Source organism: Lentibacter sp. XHP0401 (assembly GCF_025751535.1).
GTDB lineage: Bacteria > Pseudomonadota > Alphaproteobacteria > Rhodobacterales > Rhodobacteraceae > Lentibacter.
On record NZ_JAOWLC010000005.1, the window covers coordinates 235,688 to 251,733 of the forward strand.

General features: G+C 58.1%; 19 protein-coding genes. 9 read left to right on the top strand and 10 right to left on the bottom strand.

Annotation, left to right across the window (positions count from 1 at the left end):
* Positions 1-74: 74 nt before the first annotated feature.
* The 7 genes from OE750_RS08925 (at position 75) to OE750_RS08955 (ending at position 4,755) form a co-directional block, all read left to right on the top strand.
* Positions 75-470 carry a diacylglycerol kinase gene (locus tag OE750_RS08925; RefSeq protein WP_263763654.1) on the top strand — a complete coding sequence of 132 codons (396 nt, stop codon included), beginning with the start codon at positions 75-77 and terminating at the stop codon, positions 468-470.
* A gap of 185 nt (positions 471-655) precedes the next feature.
* A complete protein-coding gene (locus OE750_RS08930; RefSeq protein ID WP_263763656.1) occupies positions 656-1,156 on the top strand; it encodes a YbjN domain-containing protein in 501 nt (166 codons plus the stop codon).
* Positions 1,157-1,165: 9 nt separating this feature from the next.
* A complete protein-coding gene (locus OE750_RS08935) occupies positions 1,166-1,381 on the top strand; it encodes a hypothetical protein (protein WP_263763658.1) in 216 nt (71 codons plus the stop codon).
* A gap of 80 nt (positions 1,382-1,461) precedes the next feature.
* Positions 1,462-2,280, top strand: coding sequence for a pyrroline-5-carboxylate reductase (proC, locus tag OE750_RS08940; protein WP_263763660.1), 819 nt, complete (start codon positions 1,462-1,464; stop codon positions 2,278-2,280).
* A complete protein-coding gene (locus tag OE750_RS08945) occupies positions 2,273-2,611 on the top strand; it encodes a tRNA-binding protein (protein WP_263763662.1) in 339 nt (112 codons plus the stop codon). Before proC ends, OE750_RS08945 begins: the two co-directional genes overlap by 8 nt.
* Positions 2,612-2,614: 3 nt before the next feature.
* Positions 2,615-3,568, top strand: a complete 954-nt coding sequence (locus tag OE750_RS08950) for a 2-hydroxyacid dehydrogenase (RefSeq protein WP_263763664.1) — start codon at positions 2,615-2,617, stop codon at positions 3,566-3,568.
* 59 nt (positions 3,569-3,627) lie between these two features.
* Positions 3,628-4,755 carry a beta-ketoacyl-ACP synthase III gene (locus tag OE750_RS08955; RefSeq protein ID WP_263763666.1) on the top strand — a complete coding sequence of 376 codons (1,128 nt, stop codon included), beginning with the start codon at positions 3,628-3,630 and terminating at the stop codon, positions 4,753-4,755.
* Positions 4,756-4,813: 58 nt separating this feature from the next.
* Here OE750_RS08955 and OE750_RS08960 read toward each other — a convergent pair whose 3' ends face one another.
* From OE750_RS08960 to OE750_RS08975, 4 genes are all read right to left on the bottom strand, one after another.
* The gene (locus tag OE750_RS08960; RefSeq protein WP_263763668.1) at positions 4,814-5,275 is read right to left on the bottom strand and encodes a hypothetical protein; all 462 of its coding nucleotides are present in this window, start codon (positions 5,273-5,275) and stop codon (positions 4,814-4,816) included.
* Positions 5,276-5,379: 104 nt separating this feature from the next.
* Complete coding sequence (locus tag OE750_RS08965) at positions 5,380-5,634, bottom strand: hypothetical protein (protein WP_263763670.1); 255 nt, start codon at positions 5,632-5,634, stop codon at positions 5,380-5,382.
* Positions 5,635-5,757: 123 nt separating this feature from the next.
* Positions 5,758-6,153, bottom strand: a complete 396-nt coding sequence (locus tag OE750_RS08970) for a hypothetical protein (RefSeq protein WP_263763672.1) — start codon at positions 6,151-6,153, stop codon at positions 5,758-5,760.
* The gene (locus tag OE750_RS08975; RefSeq protein ID WP_263763674.1) at positions 6,146-6,727 is read right to left on the bottom strand and encodes a thymidine kinase; all 582 of its coding nucleotides are present in this window, start codon (positions 6,725-6,727) and stop codon (positions 6,146-6,148) included. The genes OE750_RS08970 and OE750_RS08975 overlap by 8 nt, the downstream gene beginning before the upstream one ends.
* Before the next feature lie 389 nt (positions 6,728-7,116).
* On the opposite strand from OE750_RS08975, the gene OE750_RS08980 reads away from it, so the two are divergent.
* On the top strand, positions 7,117-7,575 hold the full coding sequence (locus OE750_RS08980) for a hypothetical protein (protein ID WP_263763676.1): 459 nt from the start codon (positions 7,117-7,119) through the stop codon (positions 7,573-7,575).
* A 23-nt stretch (positions 7,576-7,598) separates the two neighbouring features.
* Here OE750_RS08980 and OE750_RS08985 read toward each other — a convergent pair whose 3' ends face one another.
* The 3 genes from OE750_RS08985 to OE750_RS08995 form a co-directional block, all read right to left on the bottom strand.
* Positions 7,599-8,108: a flavin reductase family protein gene (locus OE750_RS08985; RefSeq protein WP_263763678.1), complete on the bottom strand. Its 510-nt coding sequence runs from the start codon at positions 8,106-8,108 to the stop codon at positions 7,599-7,601.
* A gap of 253 nt (positions 8,109-8,361) precedes the next feature.
* Positions 8,362-10,608 (bottom strand): xanthine dehydrogenase family protein molybdopterin-binding subunit, encoded by a 2,247-nt coding sequence (locus OE750_RS08990; protein WP_263763680.1) that lies wholly within the window; start codon positions 10,606-10,608, stop codon positions 8,362-8,364.
* 3 nt (positions 10,609-10,611) lie between these two features.
* Complete coding sequence (locus OE750_RS08995; RefSeq protein ID WP_263763682.1) at positions 10,612-11,070, bottom strand: (2Fe-2S)-binding protein; 459 nt, start codon at positions 11,068-11,070, stop codon at positions 10,612-10,614.
* A 144-nt stretch (positions 11,071-11,214) separates the two neighbouring features.
* Here OE750_RS08995 and OE750_RS09000 point away from each other — a divergent pair, with 144 nt between their 5' ends.
* Positions 11,215-12,210 (top strand): AraC family transcriptional regulator, encoded by a 996-nt coding sequence (locus OE750_RS09000; protein ID WP_263763684.1) that lies wholly within the window; start codon positions 11,215-11,217, stop codon positions 12,208-12,210.
* Between the two features lie 112 nt (positions 12,211-12,322).
* Here the strand turns inward: OE750_RS09000 and OE750_RS09005 are convergent, their stop codons facing one another.
* The 3 genes from OE750_RS09005 to glyA all read right to left on the bottom strand — a co-directional run bounded on the left by OE750_RS09005 (position 12,323) and on the right by glyA (position 16,030).
* The gene (locus tag OE750_RS09005) at positions 12,323-13,579 is read right to left on the bottom strand and encodes an aminotransferase class V-fold PLP-dependent enzyme (RefSeq protein ID WP_263763686.1); all 1,257 of its coding nucleotides are present in this window, start codon (positions 13,577-13,579) and stop codon (positions 12,323-12,325) included.
* A 3-nt stretch (positions 13,580-13,582) separates the two neighbouring features.
* On the bottom strand, positions 13,583-14,623 hold the full coding sequence (locus OE750_RS09010; protein ID WP_263763687.1) for a PLP-dependent cysteine synthase family protein: 1,041 nt from the start codon (positions 14,621-14,623) through the stop codon (positions 13,583-13,585).
* A 123-nt stretch (positions 14,624-14,746) separates the two neighbouring features.
* Positions 14,747-16,030, bottom strand: coding sequence for a serine hydroxymethyltransferase (gene glyA / locus OE750_RS09015; RefSeq protein ID WP_263763689.1), 1,284 nt, complete (start codon positions 16,028-16,030; stop codon positions 14,747-14,749).
* Positions 16,031-16,046 lie beyond the last annotated feature (16 nt).

Below are 16,046 nucleotides of genomic sequence, written 5' to 3' on the forward strand. Positions count from 1 at the left end.
GACCTGTGCAAGTCACCCCTTGCCACGCTCGGCAATTTGCGAAACTTTAGGGCAGATTGCCCGAAAGGCTCGCCATGCAAACCCCAATAGAACCCCCCGTTGCCCCCGATAAAGTTACTGGTGTGAAACACATCTTCGCCGCCACGCGCTACTCTGCGGCAGGCTTCCTCCGGCTTTGGGGCGAGACGGCCTTTCGCCACGAACTTCTAGCCGCTTCGGGCTTGCTGATTGTGCTTGGTGTGATCGGAGCGCCTGCCTTGGCGATCCTGAGTGTGGCAATCCTCTCGCTTGTCACTTTGGCTGTCGAGGCGCTCAATACCGCCGTCGAAGAGCTGGTGGATCACGTCTCGCCCGAGTGGTCTCTGCCCGCCAAGCACGCAAAAGACATGGGCTCCTTCGCAGTCATGGCGCTTCTGTTTGCAACAGGGCTCGCCTTCGCGGCAGGAGTTTGGGCGGCGCTCAGCATATAATTAGTGCGCCATCCCAAGCTATCCACAACTTATTGTGGTTATCCCCAACAATTAGCTTTACAGGCCTTCCACCACACGCTTACCATATTTGGTAGGACAAGGGGGCTAAACCCCATCCTGTCGAGCAAATCAAGGCGCCTGCGCTGCCAAAAGCAAGCGCCCTGAGTAAAAAACGAGGTGGCGAAATGGCTCTTTCAGAACAATATCTGGACGATGAAATTCATCCCATCGACATTGTGGAGAGCCTCGCCTCGCACAATGACTGGGAGTTTGACCGCACTGCCGACAACCAGATTTCCATGTCGGTAGAAGGCCAGTGGCGCACATACGGCGTGACGCTCGCATGGTCGGATTACGACGAAACCCTGCGTATGATCTGCACCTTCGAAATGGAACCCCCAGAAGAGCGCCTGCCTGATCTTTACGCCTCGCTCAACGAGGTGAATGACCAGTGCTGGACAGGGGCGTTTTCATACTGGGCCGAACAAAAGATGATGGTCTACAAATACGGTCTTCTGCTGACAGGCGGGCAAATGGCCTCGTCCGGACAGATCGACACCCTGATCTCGTCAGCCGTTCACTCGGCCGAGCGCTATTACCCTGCGTTCCAGCTAGTGGTTTGGGGCAACCGCACCCCGCGCGAAGCCATGCAAGTTGCCATCGCCGAGGCCTATGGCCACGCGTAAGCTCACAAAATGACCCCATTGCGCATCATCGCTTTGGCGTTCAATATCGCCATGATCCTGTGGTTTTTTTACGAGACAATGGTTGTCGCCGGCAGGTTCGGCCCCGCGCCCGGCCACTTCCCTATGGGTAAAAACTTCGTGCTGATGCTCATCTCGGTTTTCTGGCTTGCAGGCAACGCTTTCTGGGGGCTGATCGAGCTGATCATATTCCTGCGTCGCCGTTAAAAGCACTTAAAAACAACTAAAACACTTGCACCTGCGCCTTGCTGGCTTACTCATACCGGAAAAGCCTGAAGGAAACCGCCATGACCTACGATGACATCGCAAACAAAGGCCTCGTCCTGCTGGGCTGTGGCAAAATGGGCTCCGCCATGCTGGAAGGCTGGATCAAAGGCGGGCTGCCCGCCACCTCTGTCAATGTGATTGATCCCAAGCCCTCCGACTGGCTGCAAGGCACGGGCGTTCACATCAACAGCAAGCTGCCCGAAGCGCCCGCCATAGTGCTTGTCGCGGTCAAGCCGCAGATGATGGGCGCAGCTCTGCCCACGCTTCAGGCCATGGGCGGCGGGCCCACGCTCTTCATTTCGGTTGCCGCCGGCACACCTATCAAACATTTCGAAGCAGTGCTTGGCTCGGATACCCCGATCATTCGCGCCATGCCCAACACCCCCGCCGCCGTGGCCCAAGGCATCACTGCCATTGTCGGCAACAAACGCAGCACCACAGCACATCTCGATGCAGCCGAAGCCCTGCTTGAAGCCATCGGCGCTGTCGTGCGGCTCAAATCCGAAAGCCAGATTGATGCGGTCACAGGCGTTTCGGGCTCCGGCCCCGCCTATGTCTTCCACCTCATCGAATGTCTCGCCGCCGCGGGCGAGGGTCAGGGCCTCGGGCCCGAGCTGGCCATGCAACTGGCCAAAGCCACCGTGGCAGGCGCAGGTGCTCTCGCCATGCAGGCCGAAGAGACGCCCAGCCAACTGCGCGTCAACGTGACAAGCCCCAACGGAACAACCCAAGCTGGCCTTGATGTGCTCATGGACAGCGAAAAAGGCTTGCCCCCGCTCATCCGCCACACTGTCGCGGCAGCGACCCACCGCTCAAAGGAACTTGCCCGGGATGCCTGACATTAGCTTTGACGACTTCCTAAAAGTCGATATCCGCGTCGGCACTGTAGTTGAGGCCGCCCCCTACCCCGAGGCGCGCAAGCCCGCGATAAAGCTGATTGTCGATTTCGGCGAGGAGATCGGCCGGAAAAAATCTTCCGCCCAGATAACCGATCACTACACACCCGAAGCACTCATCGGCAAACAAGTCATCGCCGTGGTCAATTTTCCGCCGAGACAGATCGGCAAATTCATGTCCGAGGTGCTTGTGCTGGGGCTCCATGATAGCGATGGAGGCGTGGTGCTTTTGCGCCCGGATACCCCCGTGCAAAACGGCGAAAGAATGAGCTGAACGATGAAGAAAATCCTGATCTCCCGCGCCATGACCGAAGCTGTCATGGAGCGCGCAAACGCCACCTATGACGTGACTCTGCGCGAAAGCACCGCCCCGATGAAGCCCGCAGAAATGCGCTCGTCGCTCGTGCTGTATGACGGGATGATCCCAACTCTGGGCGATATGTTCTCTGCCGACATCTTTGCCGAGTTTGGCAGACCAAAGTGCAAGATCCTCGCCAACTTCGGGGTTGGCTATAACCACATTGATGTCGCCGCCGCGCGCGACCATGGCATCACCGTCACCAACACACCCGGCGCCGTCACCGATGCCACCGCCGATATCGGCATGACCCTTCTGCTCATGTCGGCCCGCCGCGCGGGCGAAGGCGACCGTCTCGTGCGCACTGGCAAATGGACAGGCTGGACGCCCACCCAGATGCTTGGCAGCCATGTCACAGGCAAAACCGTCGGCATCATCGGCATGGGCCGCATCGGCCAAGCCATCGCCCGGCGCTGTCACTTCGGCTTTGGCATGAAAGTCCTGTTCGTAAACCGCTCGCCCAAAGAGGTTGATTTTCCCGCCACACAGGTTGAAAGCCTTGAAGCCCTCGCCGCCGAGGCCGACTATCTCGTCGCCGCCACCCCGGGCGGAGCGGATACAACCCACCTCATCGGCGAAGCCGCCTTTGCCGCCATGAAGCCCACGGCGCATTTCATCAACATCTCGCGCGGCGAAGTCGTCGATGAAGCTGCTCTCGTCACCGCGCTGCAAAACCGCAGTATCGCGGGTGCCGGCCTTGATGTCTACGAGAACGAACCCACCGTGCCGGACACGCTCAAAGCACTGGAAAATGTAACGCTCCTGCCCCACCTCGGCACCGCAACCGAAGAGGTACGCACTGCAATGGGCATGATGAGCCTTGATAACCTCGACGCATTCTTTGCAGGCGAAACCCCTCCTAATGCGCTCTAAAGCTTGACGTTGGTGCATCGCTTGGGTGATCAAGGTAAAACCCGATAGAAAGAGACCCGATGCATCAGCCCGTTATCACAGGAACAGGCGTTTTCACGCCCGAAGAAACGATCACAAACGCCGAGCTGGTCAAAGCCTTCAATGCCTACGCCGAATCCTATAATGCAGAACATGCCGAAGCCATCGCCGCAGGCGAGATCGAGGCCAAAGCCTCCTCTTCGGAAGAGTTTATCTTCAAGGCCTCGGGCATCGAGCAGCGCTATGTGATGAACAAATCAGGCGTGCTCGACCCCGCCATCATGCACCCCGTCCTGCGCGAACGCAGCGATGACGAACCCGGCATCATGGCCGAAATGGCGCTTGATGCCTGCACAAAAGCCCTCGCTCAAGCAGGCGTCGACGCCTCCGAAGTTGATCTCGTCATCTGCGCCGCCTCCAATCACGAGCGCGCCTACCCTGCCATCGCGGTTGAAATCCAGCAGCTCTTGGGCGCTGGCGGTTTTGCCTTTGATATGAATGTCGCCTGCTCTTCTGCCACCTTCGGCATTCAGGCCGCCTCCGATATGATCCGCGCAGGATCAGTGCGCAAGGCAATCGTCGTCAATCCCGAAATCTGCTCGGGTCACCTTGAATGGCGTGACCGCGACTGCCACTTCATCTTTGGAGATGTCTGCACAGCCACCCTGATCGAGCGTGAAGACGAGGCGCAAAACCCGCTCTTCAAAATCCGTTCCACAAGCTGCGCCACCGAGTTTTCCAACAACATCCGCAACAACAACGGCTTTTTGCGACGCGCCCTGACAAGTGGCCAAAATCTGGAAGACCGCCGCGACATGCAGTTCATGCAAGAAGGCCGCCGCGTCTTCAAAGAGGTCGTGCCAATGGTCTCCGCCCATATCCTCGCACATCTTGAGGCCGAAGACATCGCGCCCGAAAGCCTCAAGCGCATGTGGCTCCACCAAGCCAACAAAACCATGAATGATTTTGTCGGCCGCAAAGTTCTCGGCCGCGTCCCGGAGTCTGGAGAGCAACCCAATATCCTGCAAGATTACGCCAATACCTCTTCAGCGGGCAGCATCATTGCTTTCTCAAAGCACCAGTCAGATCTTGCAAAAGGCGATATCGGCGTCATCTGCTCCTTCGGCGCTGGCTACTCCGTCGGCTCCGTCATCGTCGAGCGGCTATAAGCCGCGCACAAAAAAGGGGCCTCAAAGCCCCTTTTTCCCATCGGTTTCTGCAAATAAATCAGGCCCCGGCACCTACCGGGCCAAGCCGCTTCAGCTCTGCCCTTTCAAGAAGTGTGACAATTGAAAGCTCGCCATCTTCAACCTGAATAAGGCTCACATATTCCGCAGGAATAACGACATCCTTTCCTGTCAGGCCACCAATGTCCACAACCACACCAGACATCACGCCATGCTCGTTCAGCAAAACATCCTCGATTTTGGCAACGCCATTCCAGCTCGCTCCAACAAAATTATACACGCGCGTGCTGTCCCAGTAGGATTCATCCAGATCAGGGATCGTATACACGGTGCCGCCCTTCATTTTTTGCCAGCTTATCAATCCGTTATCTTCGGCCTGAAAACCTATGTCATGAAATGGTGCAAGCTCATCAGCCGCAAGAAGCGCATTCTCCGAAACCTGCTGCGCAGTGGTCGCTGTCGCCATCGACAGGCTCAAAACGGTTACATGGATTATATTCATTTTAACCTCCTCAACGGTTCGGTTGCTTGCATGAGAAACGCGGCTCATTGATAAAAGTTCCCTCCCGAACTCTTGTCTTGGCCAAATATCTGAGCCAACTCCGCCTAGACTTCAGGCGCATCCGCAGGTGGAACAACACCAAAATCACCGGGTTCATGGCGTGGGTTCCAATCGGGGTCGTCACGCTTCACTTTACGCGAAATCAGGTATCCAGCAGGGTATGCCAGAAGCAGCCCTGCTCCGGCAGCAATCACGATTGCCCAGAGGTTGTAGTATCCGAGCACAAGAGCAATGATAACGAATGTCCCAGAAAGCGACCAAGCCGCCATCATTGTGATATAAAAAGCCAATCTATCCATAACATGTCTCCTTTCCGTTAAAGAGCAAACGCAAAAGAGGGCCCTCAGGTTCCAATCCACTTGTTTTCTCTGGGATATATGGAAGCATTTTGGATGATCTACGGCTTCAAAAACAGTTCGGAGTCAGTTGGGGCAGGTCGTTCCCTCTCCCGATGCATAGCGCCAAGGGATAGAGCAGCCTTCTGCATCAAAGGCATAAAACGCCGCGTTCTCGTCATCGGTTGAAAACGGCAAAGGCGGCTCGACTGTCACCCGCAGCCAGGCACTCACCCCAGCAGGCGCAACACACCAGCCAAAGCCCTCCTCGTCACGCACAGCCCAGCCCCACTCTTCTGCCACATCGCGGATTTCATCAGCGCTCAAACACTCGCTTTCGGGCAAGGCCGCGTCAAAGGCGCGGCGGGCATCGCTGTGTGCATCCGTGCTGCTGCTTTCCCAGCCCGAAAACATGTGTTTGCAGCCAAAATAGCCAAACGCGATCAGCAGTAAAAGGCTCACAATCGCTCCAAACCTACGCATCTCCGACCGCCTCTCGCCAGTGGCGTCGGCACAAACTCACATAAGTCTCGTTACCGCCGATAAGAATCTGCGCACCGTCCATCAGCGGCGTGCCGTCAGGCCCGTTTCGCACAACCATCGTCGCCTTGCGCCCGCAATGGCAAATCGTACGCACTTCACGCATCTCGTCGGCCCAAGCCAGAAGCGCCGCGGAACTCGGAAACAATTCGCCGCGAAAATCAACCCGTAGCCCGTAGCACATCACCGGAACAGCAAGGTCATCGACAACCCGCGCCAGTTGCCAGACTTGCTCCTTGTCCATGAAATGCGCTTCGTCGATAAAAACACAGGCCACAGGCCCTTCGGCCAACCTTGCCTCGATCTTGGCAAACAGATCATCACCTTGCGAAAATACATCCGCATCCGCACCGATCCCGATACGGCTGGCAATCCGCCCGCGCCCGGCCCGGTCATCAAACGCAGCAATCATCAGATAGGGTGTCATCCCGCGCTCGCGGTAGTTATGCGCCGCCTGCAAAAGCACAGCCGATTTGCCCGCGTTCATCGTCGAGTAGTTAAAATACAGTTTTGCCATGGCTCTGTTCTATCCGCTCCCGACTCCAATTCAATATGAAAAATCTACGTGAAACAGACAAAAAAATACCGCTTCACTGATTACCAGTGAAGCGGCAAAACTCGCACCAGGACGGGGCCGTGCAGCCTACGCATACAGGACAGGCCACTGGGGATGGAGCTTGTACGCACCACACGACCCCTGCGAGGCCTTTTGAGCGCAAACACCGCAGCAAAGGCCCCATTATTTGGCAGCATTAAATACATGCCACTCATTAAAAAAACCTGAAAACCACAGGTTAATTCAGCAATGACATTTGTAACCAAACCGTTTAATGGGAAAAGACAGTTTGAATTCCCCTCGCGAGATGTATGCGATGGGCCAGGAATGAGTTGGTAGGCAGGCAGGATATGGCAGGCGTTGGAAGTTACCTTAAGAAACACACGGAAGCACTGGTAAAAGACGTCGGGATCGAGCCCGCGTGCGTGCTGACCGGCAAATCAAAGGCCACTCTGGGCCGCTACTATTCTGACAATGAGGAACACGCAGATCGCTTTATGCCGATCGACGCAGTGGCAGCCCTTGAAGAAGCCGCAAGCTTCCCGCACGTCACAGCCGCTCTGGCCGATCTGAAGGGCATTACGCTGTCACGCGACGACCGCCGCAAAAACACTGAGGACAAAGGCGGCATCAACTCCGATGTCATCGTTCTCAGCCAGCGCTTCGCCATGCTCATGGCTGAGTATTCGCAATCCATTGAAGACGGCGTCATCACCGCCAACGAGGCCAAACGCCTGCTCAAAGAGACCCTCATGTTGCAGCAGGTTCTGATTGATATGAAGCTGCACCTCGAAGACGAGTCCGTCTGAGCGCAAATGCCGAAGGGGCGTGGTTACCCTTCGGCCACAGCCCCGTAACCGCGGCGGTTGTGCAAAAGCGGCAGCGCATTCGCACCAAGCACGACGTCCTGCACAGCCCCGAACAACACATGATGCGTGCCCACAAGACTTTGCTCGCTCAAAAGGCAGTCATAGCTCGCCAGCGCATCTTCAAGCCGTAAAAGCCCGCTCGCGGCGCGCACCCAGTTTCCTTTGGCAAAACGGTCCTCGTCCTTGCCGCTGCGCCCCGCAAAGCGCTCCGACAGGTCTTCATGCGCCCCACCCAGCATATTCACACAGAACACACCATTGGCACGGATCATCTGCGCCGTGCTGCTTTCATGATGCAAGCAAATCAAAAGCCTTGGCTCGCTCACATCCGCTGACACGCTCGAAAACGCGGTCACAGTCACACCGCCCCGCCCGGCAGGGCCATCGGTCGTAACAATGTAGATAGAATTGGCCGCACGGCTCATGGCTTCCAAAAACCTGCCGCGCAAATCATCTGCTTGCTCACCGCTCATCGCCTCAACCCTCGCCTGCTTCCCAAAAATCACCTGCTTGCTCTGCCACGGCAAACAACAGGTTACAAGCCGAGCCCGATAAAGCACCCCTATGGCAAAATTCTGGCAAAGCCAGACTCAATTGCCGACCGATCCTGATCTTCTTCTGTTCAAAAGACCTCGGGGAGAGCGCGAGAGGGGCAGCGCCCCTCTCGCCACCGTCGGATTTCGCTTTGCGAAATCCGACCATAAAGGCTTAAACGCTGCAGGCATTTTAGCTCGCAAACTCCACAAACATCGAAAATGGCATCTGCCTCAGCCTCACACCCGTCGCCGCGTAAATCGCCGCCGCCAAAGCAGGCGCTGCTGGCGGTACAGGCGGCTCACCCACGCCCCTCACAACATCACCGTTCTCAAGCCCGCGCACAATAATATCGGGACACTGGTTCATCCGCATACCCTCAAAGCTGTCAAAGTTCTGCTGCTCGGCAATCCCGCCGTCATAGGTAATCTCGCAATTCATCGCGTGCCCAAGCCCGAAGACAACACCGCCCTGCACCTGGTTCTCGAAATTCACAGGGTCAATCACACGGCCCACTTCCGCCGCCACATAAACCTTATCAATCCTGATGCCGTCGTCCGTGTCCGTCACCTCAACCACCTCGGCACAATCGACCCCGAACGAACGCGTCATCGCGACGCCACGCCCTCTGCGCGGCCCCAGGCTCGCTCCGTTCCAGCCCGACATTTCCGCAACCGCCTCAAGCACCTTTCGCGCCAGCGGATCACTGGCAAGCCTGAGCCTCTCCTCCATCGGGTCCGCACCCGCAGCTTCAATCAACTCTTCCAAACCGAGGTTATAGAAAAACCCGTTGCTGCTCGCCCCAACAGAGCGCCACGAACTCACAGGCGCCAGCGGATCAGCGCGGTATCCCGTCACCCGATGATGCGGGATGGCCAAAGCCTGTTCAAATGCTCCCGCCACAATCTGGCTGTCAGGCCCGGGCATACTCAGCCCCTGCCGCCCCATCTGGCTCACAATCACACTCGGCATCGCAATGCCCAGGTCATAAGCTTCCACACGCCCGTCTTTCACCGTGCCGCGCATCTTCGCCATAGCAATCTGGCGTGTATAGTCATGCGCCATATCGGTCTCGCGGCTGTAAGTGAGCTTCACAGGCACACCCTTCATTTGCACGGCCACTTCCGCTGCCTGCCGCACAACATCATCTTCCAGACGATGCCCGAAGCTGCCACCCATCATCAGCACATGCACATGCACATCCTCGTTTGACACACCTGCAATCTTCGCAACGCTGGCCTGCACAAACCGCGGGATCTGCGTGCCCGTCCAGACATCCACACGTCCTTCTCCCACACGCACAACAGCGTTCACAGGCTCCATCGGCGCATGCGCCAGATAGGGCGCACGGTATGTCGCCTCAATCACCTCGCCACTCTCAAGCGCCGCCTCCACATCGCCGTCATCGCGCACGCGGCTGTCCTGCTTGTCCGCCACAAATGAGGCCTCAAGCGCTGCCCAATGCGCCTCCATATTCGCTGGCATCGCCGCTTCGCCCCACTCGGCCTCAACAGCCTCAGCCGCCTGAAACGCGCGCCATGTATTGTCCGCCACAACAGCCACACCACCACTCACTTCATAAGCCCCGCTCACACCGCGCATCTCAAGCGCCGCGCCGGCGTCATAGCTCACAAGCGTGCCGCCTTGCTGCGGCGAAAGCTTCACCGCAGCATGCACCATGTCTTCGATTTCAAAATCAATCCCGTAATCCTGCGTGCCGGTGACCTTCGCCAGCATTTCAACCCGCTTCATCGGCTTGCCGATATAGCGCCATTCCTCTGGCGCACGTAGCGTCACATCCTGCACAGGCTCCATGCCCGCAACAGCCTCGGCCAGTTCCTCATAGGCAAGCGCAGTTCCGTCAGGCGCAATCACACGGCCCGCTTCAGTGCGCAGCTCCGTAACAGCCACGCCCAATTGTTCCGAGGCGGCCAGCTTCAGCGTCTCGCGCGCACTCGCACCCGCCGCACGCAGCTTCACAAACCCGTCCGCAACAGTGGTCGATCCGCCGGTAATCTGCATTCCCATAATCTTCATCACCGTGCCGAGAACGCCTGTCAAAGCATCCTGCACAAAGCCCTCATTCGGCGCGCTGAACGCTGCCGCCTCAGGTGCCAAAGCCGTGTTCCAATAGGCGCGGTCCGGCGGGCCGGGATCAACCTTCACCGCCGCAAGGTCCACATCCAGCTCCTCGGCAATCAGTGCCGCCTGCACGTGGTAAGCGCCCTGCCCCTTATCCGCCCGCGGCGTAACTAGGGTCACCCCCGAGGCGTCAATCTTCACATATGGCGTCAGCGCCGCCTCACCCTCAGCCAAACCGCCCAGAAGCGGGTTTGCATAGGGCGTCTTGTAGCGCCACACCCCAAAAGCCACACCGCCGGCAACAGCCGCCGAACCAATCAGAAACGTGCGTCGCGCAATCGTCTTTACCTTGCCCATGTCTCAGCCCTCCGCCAGCGTCTTGGCCGCTGTCTTCACAGCCGCCCTGATGCGCGGATACGTCCCGCAGCGGCACAGATTGCCGCTCATCGCCTCGTCAATATCGCTATCACTGGGGCTCGCATTCTCTGCAAGCAAAGCCGCCGCCTGCATCACCTGACCACTCTGGCAATAGCCGCATTGCGCCACCTGATGTTCCTCCCAAGCCGCTTGCACCGCATGCATCGCATCAGGTGTGCCAAGCCCGTTGATGGTGGTAACAGCCCCCCAAACATCCTCCGCCAGAACCTGACAAGAGCGCACCGCCTCGCCGTCGATATGCACGGTGCAAGCCCCGCAAGCCGCGATTCCGCAGCCATATTTCACACCTTTGATGCCCAGCTCGTCGCGCAAGACCCACAGAAGCGGCATCTCGCCCTCTACGTCCAAGTCGTGCGTCGCTCCGTCCACTGTCAGTTGCATATCGCGTCCTTTTTTACTTGTCTGGATCAATCTAGCCACTTGCGCCCAAAGTTAAACTCGCAAATCGCGCCAAATGACTTGCAGATCACGCCAATCGCGCCGACCATACTGGCAAAATTTCCCCCGTCAGTGAAAATACTTCGTATGAAACACCCCCAAACCTACGCCATTCAAGAGCCTCTGGCCTATTTCTCAAGCCTCACAGGCGTTTCACCCGCCCGCGTTCTGCGCCGTGCCGGCCTTCCCGAAAGCTTCCTGTCGCAGCCTAAAACCGAAGTTGACGCAGAACATTTCTTTAGTATCTGGTCTGCCGCCACCGCCGAAATAGACAACCACGACGCGCAACTCGACTTTGGCACAGCCTTCGCCAACAAAGCCTTTACACCCTGTCATCTGGCCTATTCCGCCTCGGCAACCCTGCGCGACGGGCTCACGCGCCTTGCACTCTTCAAGCCTTTGGTCGCTCCCCTCTCGATCACCCTCAGTGACACGGCCAAAGGCCTTCAGGTCCGCATCTCGCCCGCCCAAGAGGGTCTCACAGTCCCGCCCGATCTGGCCCGCTTCGAGCTGGCATATTTTCTCACAACCTTCCGCCAAAGCACGGGCGCCGCCATCATTCCGCTCGAAATCGCCCTGCCCGATCTGAACGGCTTCTCTGCGCGAGAGCGGGACTTCTGCGGCATCACGCCCACGGCGGCCCCCGACCTCACCATAAGTCTCAGCCATGAAGATGCTGCACGCCCCCTGCTTTCGGCCAATACCGCCCTGCTGAAAACACTCGAGCCAATGCTCATCCGCGAACTCGCGACCAAACCGTCATCAGCCCCCCTTGGCCAGCGTGTTCACAACATCCTGCTGGAAATGCTCCCCGCAGGCGAAGCCAGACTGAGCGAAGCCGCCTCCCGCCTGCATATGTCGCCCCGCTCGCTCCAGCGCGGCCTCACAAGCGAAGGGCTCAGTTTCCAGATTCTGCTCAAACAAGCCCGCCTGAAAGCCGCAAAAACCTATCTCGCCCACCCCGACATTTCCACAGCCGAAATCGCCTACCTTCTCGCCTTCCGCGATACAAATTCCTTCTTCCGCGCCTTCCAAAGCTGGACAGGCACAACCCCGAACAAAGCCCGCCAAAACGCGCTCTAGCCCTTCTTCTGTTCCAAAATACCTCGGGGGGTAGGATTCAAAAGCCCTACGGCTTTTGAATCTAGGGGGGCTGCCCCCCGGTGGGTCGGATTGGCGAAGCCAATTCGAAACCTTAACCGGCAATATCCTTCATCACCGCTAGAAACTGCGCAACATCCCGCACCGAATTGTAGTGACACATCGACACCCGCACACAGCCGTCAAGGCCAAGCGGGTCAAGGATATTCCCCGAATAATGATCTGCCTTGCGCAAATGCGTCCTGATCCCTGCCGCATTCAGCCGCTCGACAACCTCGACTGAAGGCACACCTTCGACCACAAGCGAAACAAGCCCCTCACGCGCATCATTGTCCGCCCCGCCAAGGATGCTCACCCGCTCCATCTCGCGCAGGCCGGCAAGGTTGCCCACCCCGTCAATCATCGCATCGGTCAGCGCTTTTTCCTGCGCATGGATGGCCTCGCCCGCCGCAACGATCCGCTCGCGGCGCCCCTCTGCACCTGACACCACGCCGCCGAGCCACTCGAGATACCCGCACACATCGCTCAAAGTCGCGTAAGCGCCCGTGTCGCGCGTGCCCATCTCCCAGTTCAGTTCAGGCCCGCCATCAAGGCTGTTGTGCGCCACGCGCTCCAGCGTTTCCGACATCCACGCAAGCCCGTAGCCGTGGCGCGAAAACATCTTGTAAGGGCTGATCACATAGCCATCGACATCATAATCCGTGAGGTCAATAGCCCCGTGCGCCGCGTGCTGGATTCCGTCGACAATAATCAGACACTCCGGCGCCGTGGCCCGTATGGCGCGCGAAACGGCCGCCACATCAACGCCCATTCCCGTCACCGGCGAGGTATGTAAAATCGTGGCCACAACGGTGTCAGGCGTCACAACATCTGCATAGGCCTGCGCCTCAATCGTGCCGCTGGCGTCATCATGCGCAATCACAACATGGTGCAACTCCGCCTCCCGCGCCCAGCGCGCCGCAGCGGATCGCGAGGCAGGGTGCTCAAGCGTCGAGCTCACCACAACGCCCTGTCCCTTGCGCGCCAGACAGGCGTTCATAATCAAACGGAACAAAAGCTCCGTGCCGCTCTCGCCCACAAAAAACTGCCCGCCGGGCGCGTTCATCATCAAAGCCATATCCGCCTTGGCACGCTCGATTATCTCCACAAGCGCACGGCTCGCAGCATTGGCGCGGCCCTGATTGTCTGGAATCGCGGCAAACTTCGCGCTGGTCTCTACAACCGAATTCAGCGTCAAAGCCCCGCCCGCGTTTTCAAAAAAAACGCGCGGCCCCTCAAACGGGCAACTCTCCACATGCGCAAACCGTCCGCGCACGTCATTCATAATGTCGTCAGAAAATCCGTTCTGCATGTCTCAGTTCCACTTGCTCAATTCAGCCTCGTAACGGGCCACATCCTTGAAGTTGGCATGCACCCAATCTGCGTTGTAATAGGTGTCCAGATAGCGCTGCCCGCTGTCACACATCAGCGTCACGATAGAGCCGCGCTCCCCCGCCTCCTGCATCCGCTGCGCAACCGCAAGCGCACCCCAAAGGTTCGTTCCCGTCGAGGCCCCCGCCTTGCGCCCGATTAGACGCTCAAGCCACCAGATCGTTGCAACACTCGCCGCGTCAGGCACTTGCAGCATCTCGTCAATGACATCCGGCTGAAACGACTTTTCAACAAGTGGCCGCCCAATCCCCTCGATGCGGCTCGAACATTCGGCACGCAGGCTGTCATCCCGCGCACAAAAGCTGTCGTAAAACACCGAGTTTTCAGGATCCACAACCATAAGCTGCGTGTCATACCCCTTGTAAACAATATAGCGGCCAAGCGTGGCCGAAGTTCCGCCGGTTCCCGCGCTCATCACAATGGTATGAGGCACTGCATGTGGCTCGTGCTTCATCTGCCGGAAAATACTGTCGGCAATGTTGTTGTTACCGCGCCAGTCGGTCGCGCGCTCGGCATAAAGGAACTGGTCCATAAAATAGCCGCCGGTTTCCTCCGCCAGCGCCTCCGCCGCTCCGTGCATCTGCGGTGCACTGTCCACAAAGTGGCAGCGCCCGCCATAAAAGGTGATCAGGTCAATCTTGCTCTGCGCCGTCGAGCGCGGCATGACCGCCACAAAAGGCAAACCCAGCATCTGCGCAAAATACGCCTCGGACACGGCCGTGCTTCCAGATGAAGCCTCGATAACAGTCGTGTTTTCATCCAACTTGCGGTTGCACAAAGCATAAAGAAAAAGCGACCGTGCCAGCCTGTGTTTCAGGCTACCTGTCGGATGGGTGCTTTCGTCTTTCAGGTAAATGTCGATCCCGTCGAGTTCCCGCAGGGGCAGCTTGAAAAGATGGGTATCCGCCGAGCGCTGGTTGTCCGCCTCGATCTTCTCGATCGCCGTTTTAATCCACTGGTTCATTGCACTCTCCTGCCGCCGTTATTCCTACCCGAGTTACCACGCCCACACCAAACAAAAACCCCCGATGTGACCACCGGGGGTTTCATAATTCCGTAGGGTGGATGCTCACCCGCCATCCAAACGTCAGAGGTTCGGATACAGCGGGAAATTTTTCAGCATCTCGGCCACTTCACCACGCACTTTGGCTTCCACAGCCTCGTTGTCGTCAGGCCCGTTGGCGGCCAGTCCGTCGACCACTTCAACAATCCAGTCGGCAATCTGGCGGAACTCGGCCTCTTTGAAGCCGCGAGTCGTGCCTGCTGGCGTTCCGAGACGGATGCCGCTCGTCACCGTGGGTTTTTCAGGATCAAACGGAATACCGTTCTTGTTTGTCGTAATATGCGCGCGGCCAAGGGCCGCATCGGTGATGTTCCCCGTCACTTTCTTGGGCCGCAGATCAACCAGCATCACATGCGTATCGGTTCCACCTGTCACAATGTCGAGGCCGCCCTTCATCAGCTGGTCCGACAGCGCAACCGCGTTGGCGCGCACCTGTTTGATGTAGGTTTTAAACTCGGGGCGCAGCGCCTCACCAAAGGCCACAGCTTTCGCCGCGATCACATGCATCAAGGGGCCGCCCTGAATCCCCGGAAAAATCGCGGAGTTGAACTTCTTGGCCAACGCCTCGTCATTCGTCAGGATCATCCCGCCGCGTGGGCCGCGCAATGTCTTGTGAGTCGTCGTCGTTGCCACATCGGCATAAGGGAACGGCGAGGGGTGTTCGCCCGCTGCCACGAGGCCGGCAAAATGCGCCATATCGACATGCAGGTAAGCGCCCACCTCATCGGCAATCTCGCGGAATTTGGCAAAGTCGATCACCCGAGGAATGGCCGAGCCGCCCGCAATGATCATCTTGGGCTTATGCTCTCGCGCAAGCTCGGCGACTTCGTCATAATCAATCAGATTGTCCTGCTTGCGCACGCCGTATTGCACCGCGTTAAACCACTTGCCTGACTGGTTCGGCGCCGCACCATGCGTGAGGTGTCCGCCCGAGGCAAGATTCATGCCCAAAATCGTATCGCCGGGCTGCAACAGCGCCTGAAACACACCTTGGTTGGCCTGCGAACCGGAGTTCGGCTGCACATTGGCAAAGCCACAGCCAAACAGCTCCTTGGCGCGCTCGATAGCAAGGTTTTCAGCCACATCAACATATTGGCAGCCGCCATAATAGCGCCGTCCCGGATAGCCCTCGGCGTATTTGTTGGTCAGCACAGTGCCCTGCGCCTCCATCACCGCGGCAGAGACGATATTCTCCGAGGCAATCAGCTCGATCTCGTCGCGCTGGCGTCCCAACTCGCTTTCAACCGCGCCCCAGAGTTCAGGGTCGCGCGAGGCCAGCGCCTCAGTGAAGAAACCTTTATCAGACATGGTGCTTCCTTATGAA

Excerpts from the sequence above, each read along its gene's own strand:
- OE750_RS08925 (WP_263763654.1), top strand. The coding sequence starts at position 75 with ATGCAAACCCCAATAGAACCCCCCGTTGCCCCCGATAAAGTTACTGGT.
- OE750_RS08930 (WP_263763656.1), top strand. The coding sequence starts at position 656 with ATGGCTCTTTCAGAACAATATCTGGACGATGAAATTCATCCCATCGAC.
- OE750_RS08935 (WP_263763658.1), top strand. The coding sequence starts at position 1,166 with ATGACCCCATTGCGCATCATCGCTTTGGCGTTCAATATCGCCATGATC.
- proC (WP_263763660.1), top strand. The coding sequence starts at position 1,462 with ATGACCTACGATGACATCGCAAACAAAGGCCTCGTCCTGCTGGGCTGT.
- OE750_RS08945 (WP_263763662.1), top strand. The coding sequence starts at position 2,273 with ATGCCTGACATTAGCTTTGACGACTTCCTAAAAGTCGATATCCGCGTC.
- OE750_RS08950 (WP_263763664.1), top strand. The coding sequence starts at position 2,615 with ATGAAGAAAATCCTGATCTCCCGCGCCATGACCGAAGCTGTCATGGAG.
- OE750_RS08955 (WP_263763666.1), top strand. The coding sequence starts at position 3,628 with ATGCATCAGCCCGTTATCACAGGAACAGGCGTTTTCACGCCCGAAGAA.
- OE750_RS08960 (WP_263763668.1), bottom strand. The coding sequence starts at position 5,275 with ATGAATATAATCCATGTAACCGTTTTGAGCCTGTCGATGGCGACAGCG.
- OE750_RS08965 (WP_263763670.1), bottom strand. The coding sequence starts at position 5,634 with ATGGATAGATTGGCTTTTTATATCACAATGATGGCGGCTTGGTCGCTT.
- OE750_RS08970 (WP_263763672.1), bottom strand. The coding sequence starts at position 6,153 with ATGCGTAGGTTTGGAGCGATTGTGAGCCTTTTACTGCTGATCGCGTTT.
- OE750_RS08975 (WP_263763674.1), bottom strand. The coding sequence starts at position 6,727 with ATGGCAAAACTGTATTTTAACTACTCGACGATGAACGCGGGCAAATCG.
- OE750_RS08980 (WP_263763676.1), top strand. The coding sequence starts at position 7,117 with ATGGCAGGCGTTGGAAGTTACCTTAAGAAACACACGGAAGCACTGGTA.
- OE750_RS08985 (WP_263763678.1), bottom strand. The coding sequence starts at position 8,108 with ATGAGCGGTGAGCAAGCAGATGATTTGCGCGGCAGGTTTTTGGAAGCC.
- OE750_RS08990 (WP_263763680.1), bottom strand. The coding sequence starts at position 10,608 with ATGGGCAAGGTAAAGACGATTGCGCGACGCACGTTTCTGATTGGTTCG.
- OE750_RS08995 (WP_263763682.1), bottom strand. The coding sequence starts at position 11,070 with ATGCAACTGACAGTGGACGGAGCGACGCACGACTTGGACGTAGAGGGC.
- OE750_RS09000 (WP_263763684.1), top strand. The coding sequence starts at position 11,215 with ATGAAACACCCCCAAACCTACGCCATTCAAGAGCCTCTGGCCTATTTC.
- OE750_RS09005 (WP_263763686.1), bottom strand. The coding sequence starts at position 13,579 with ATGCAGAACGGATTTTCTGACGACATTATGAATGACGTGCGCGGACGG.
- OE750_RS09010 (WP_263763687.1), bottom strand. The coding sequence starts at position 14,623 with ATGAACCAGTGGATTAAAACGGCGATCGAGAAGATCGAGGCGGACAAC.
- glyA (WP_263763689.1), bottom strand. The coding sequence starts at position 16,030 with ATGTCTGATAAAGGTTTCTTCACTGAGGCGCTGGCCTCGCGCGACCCT.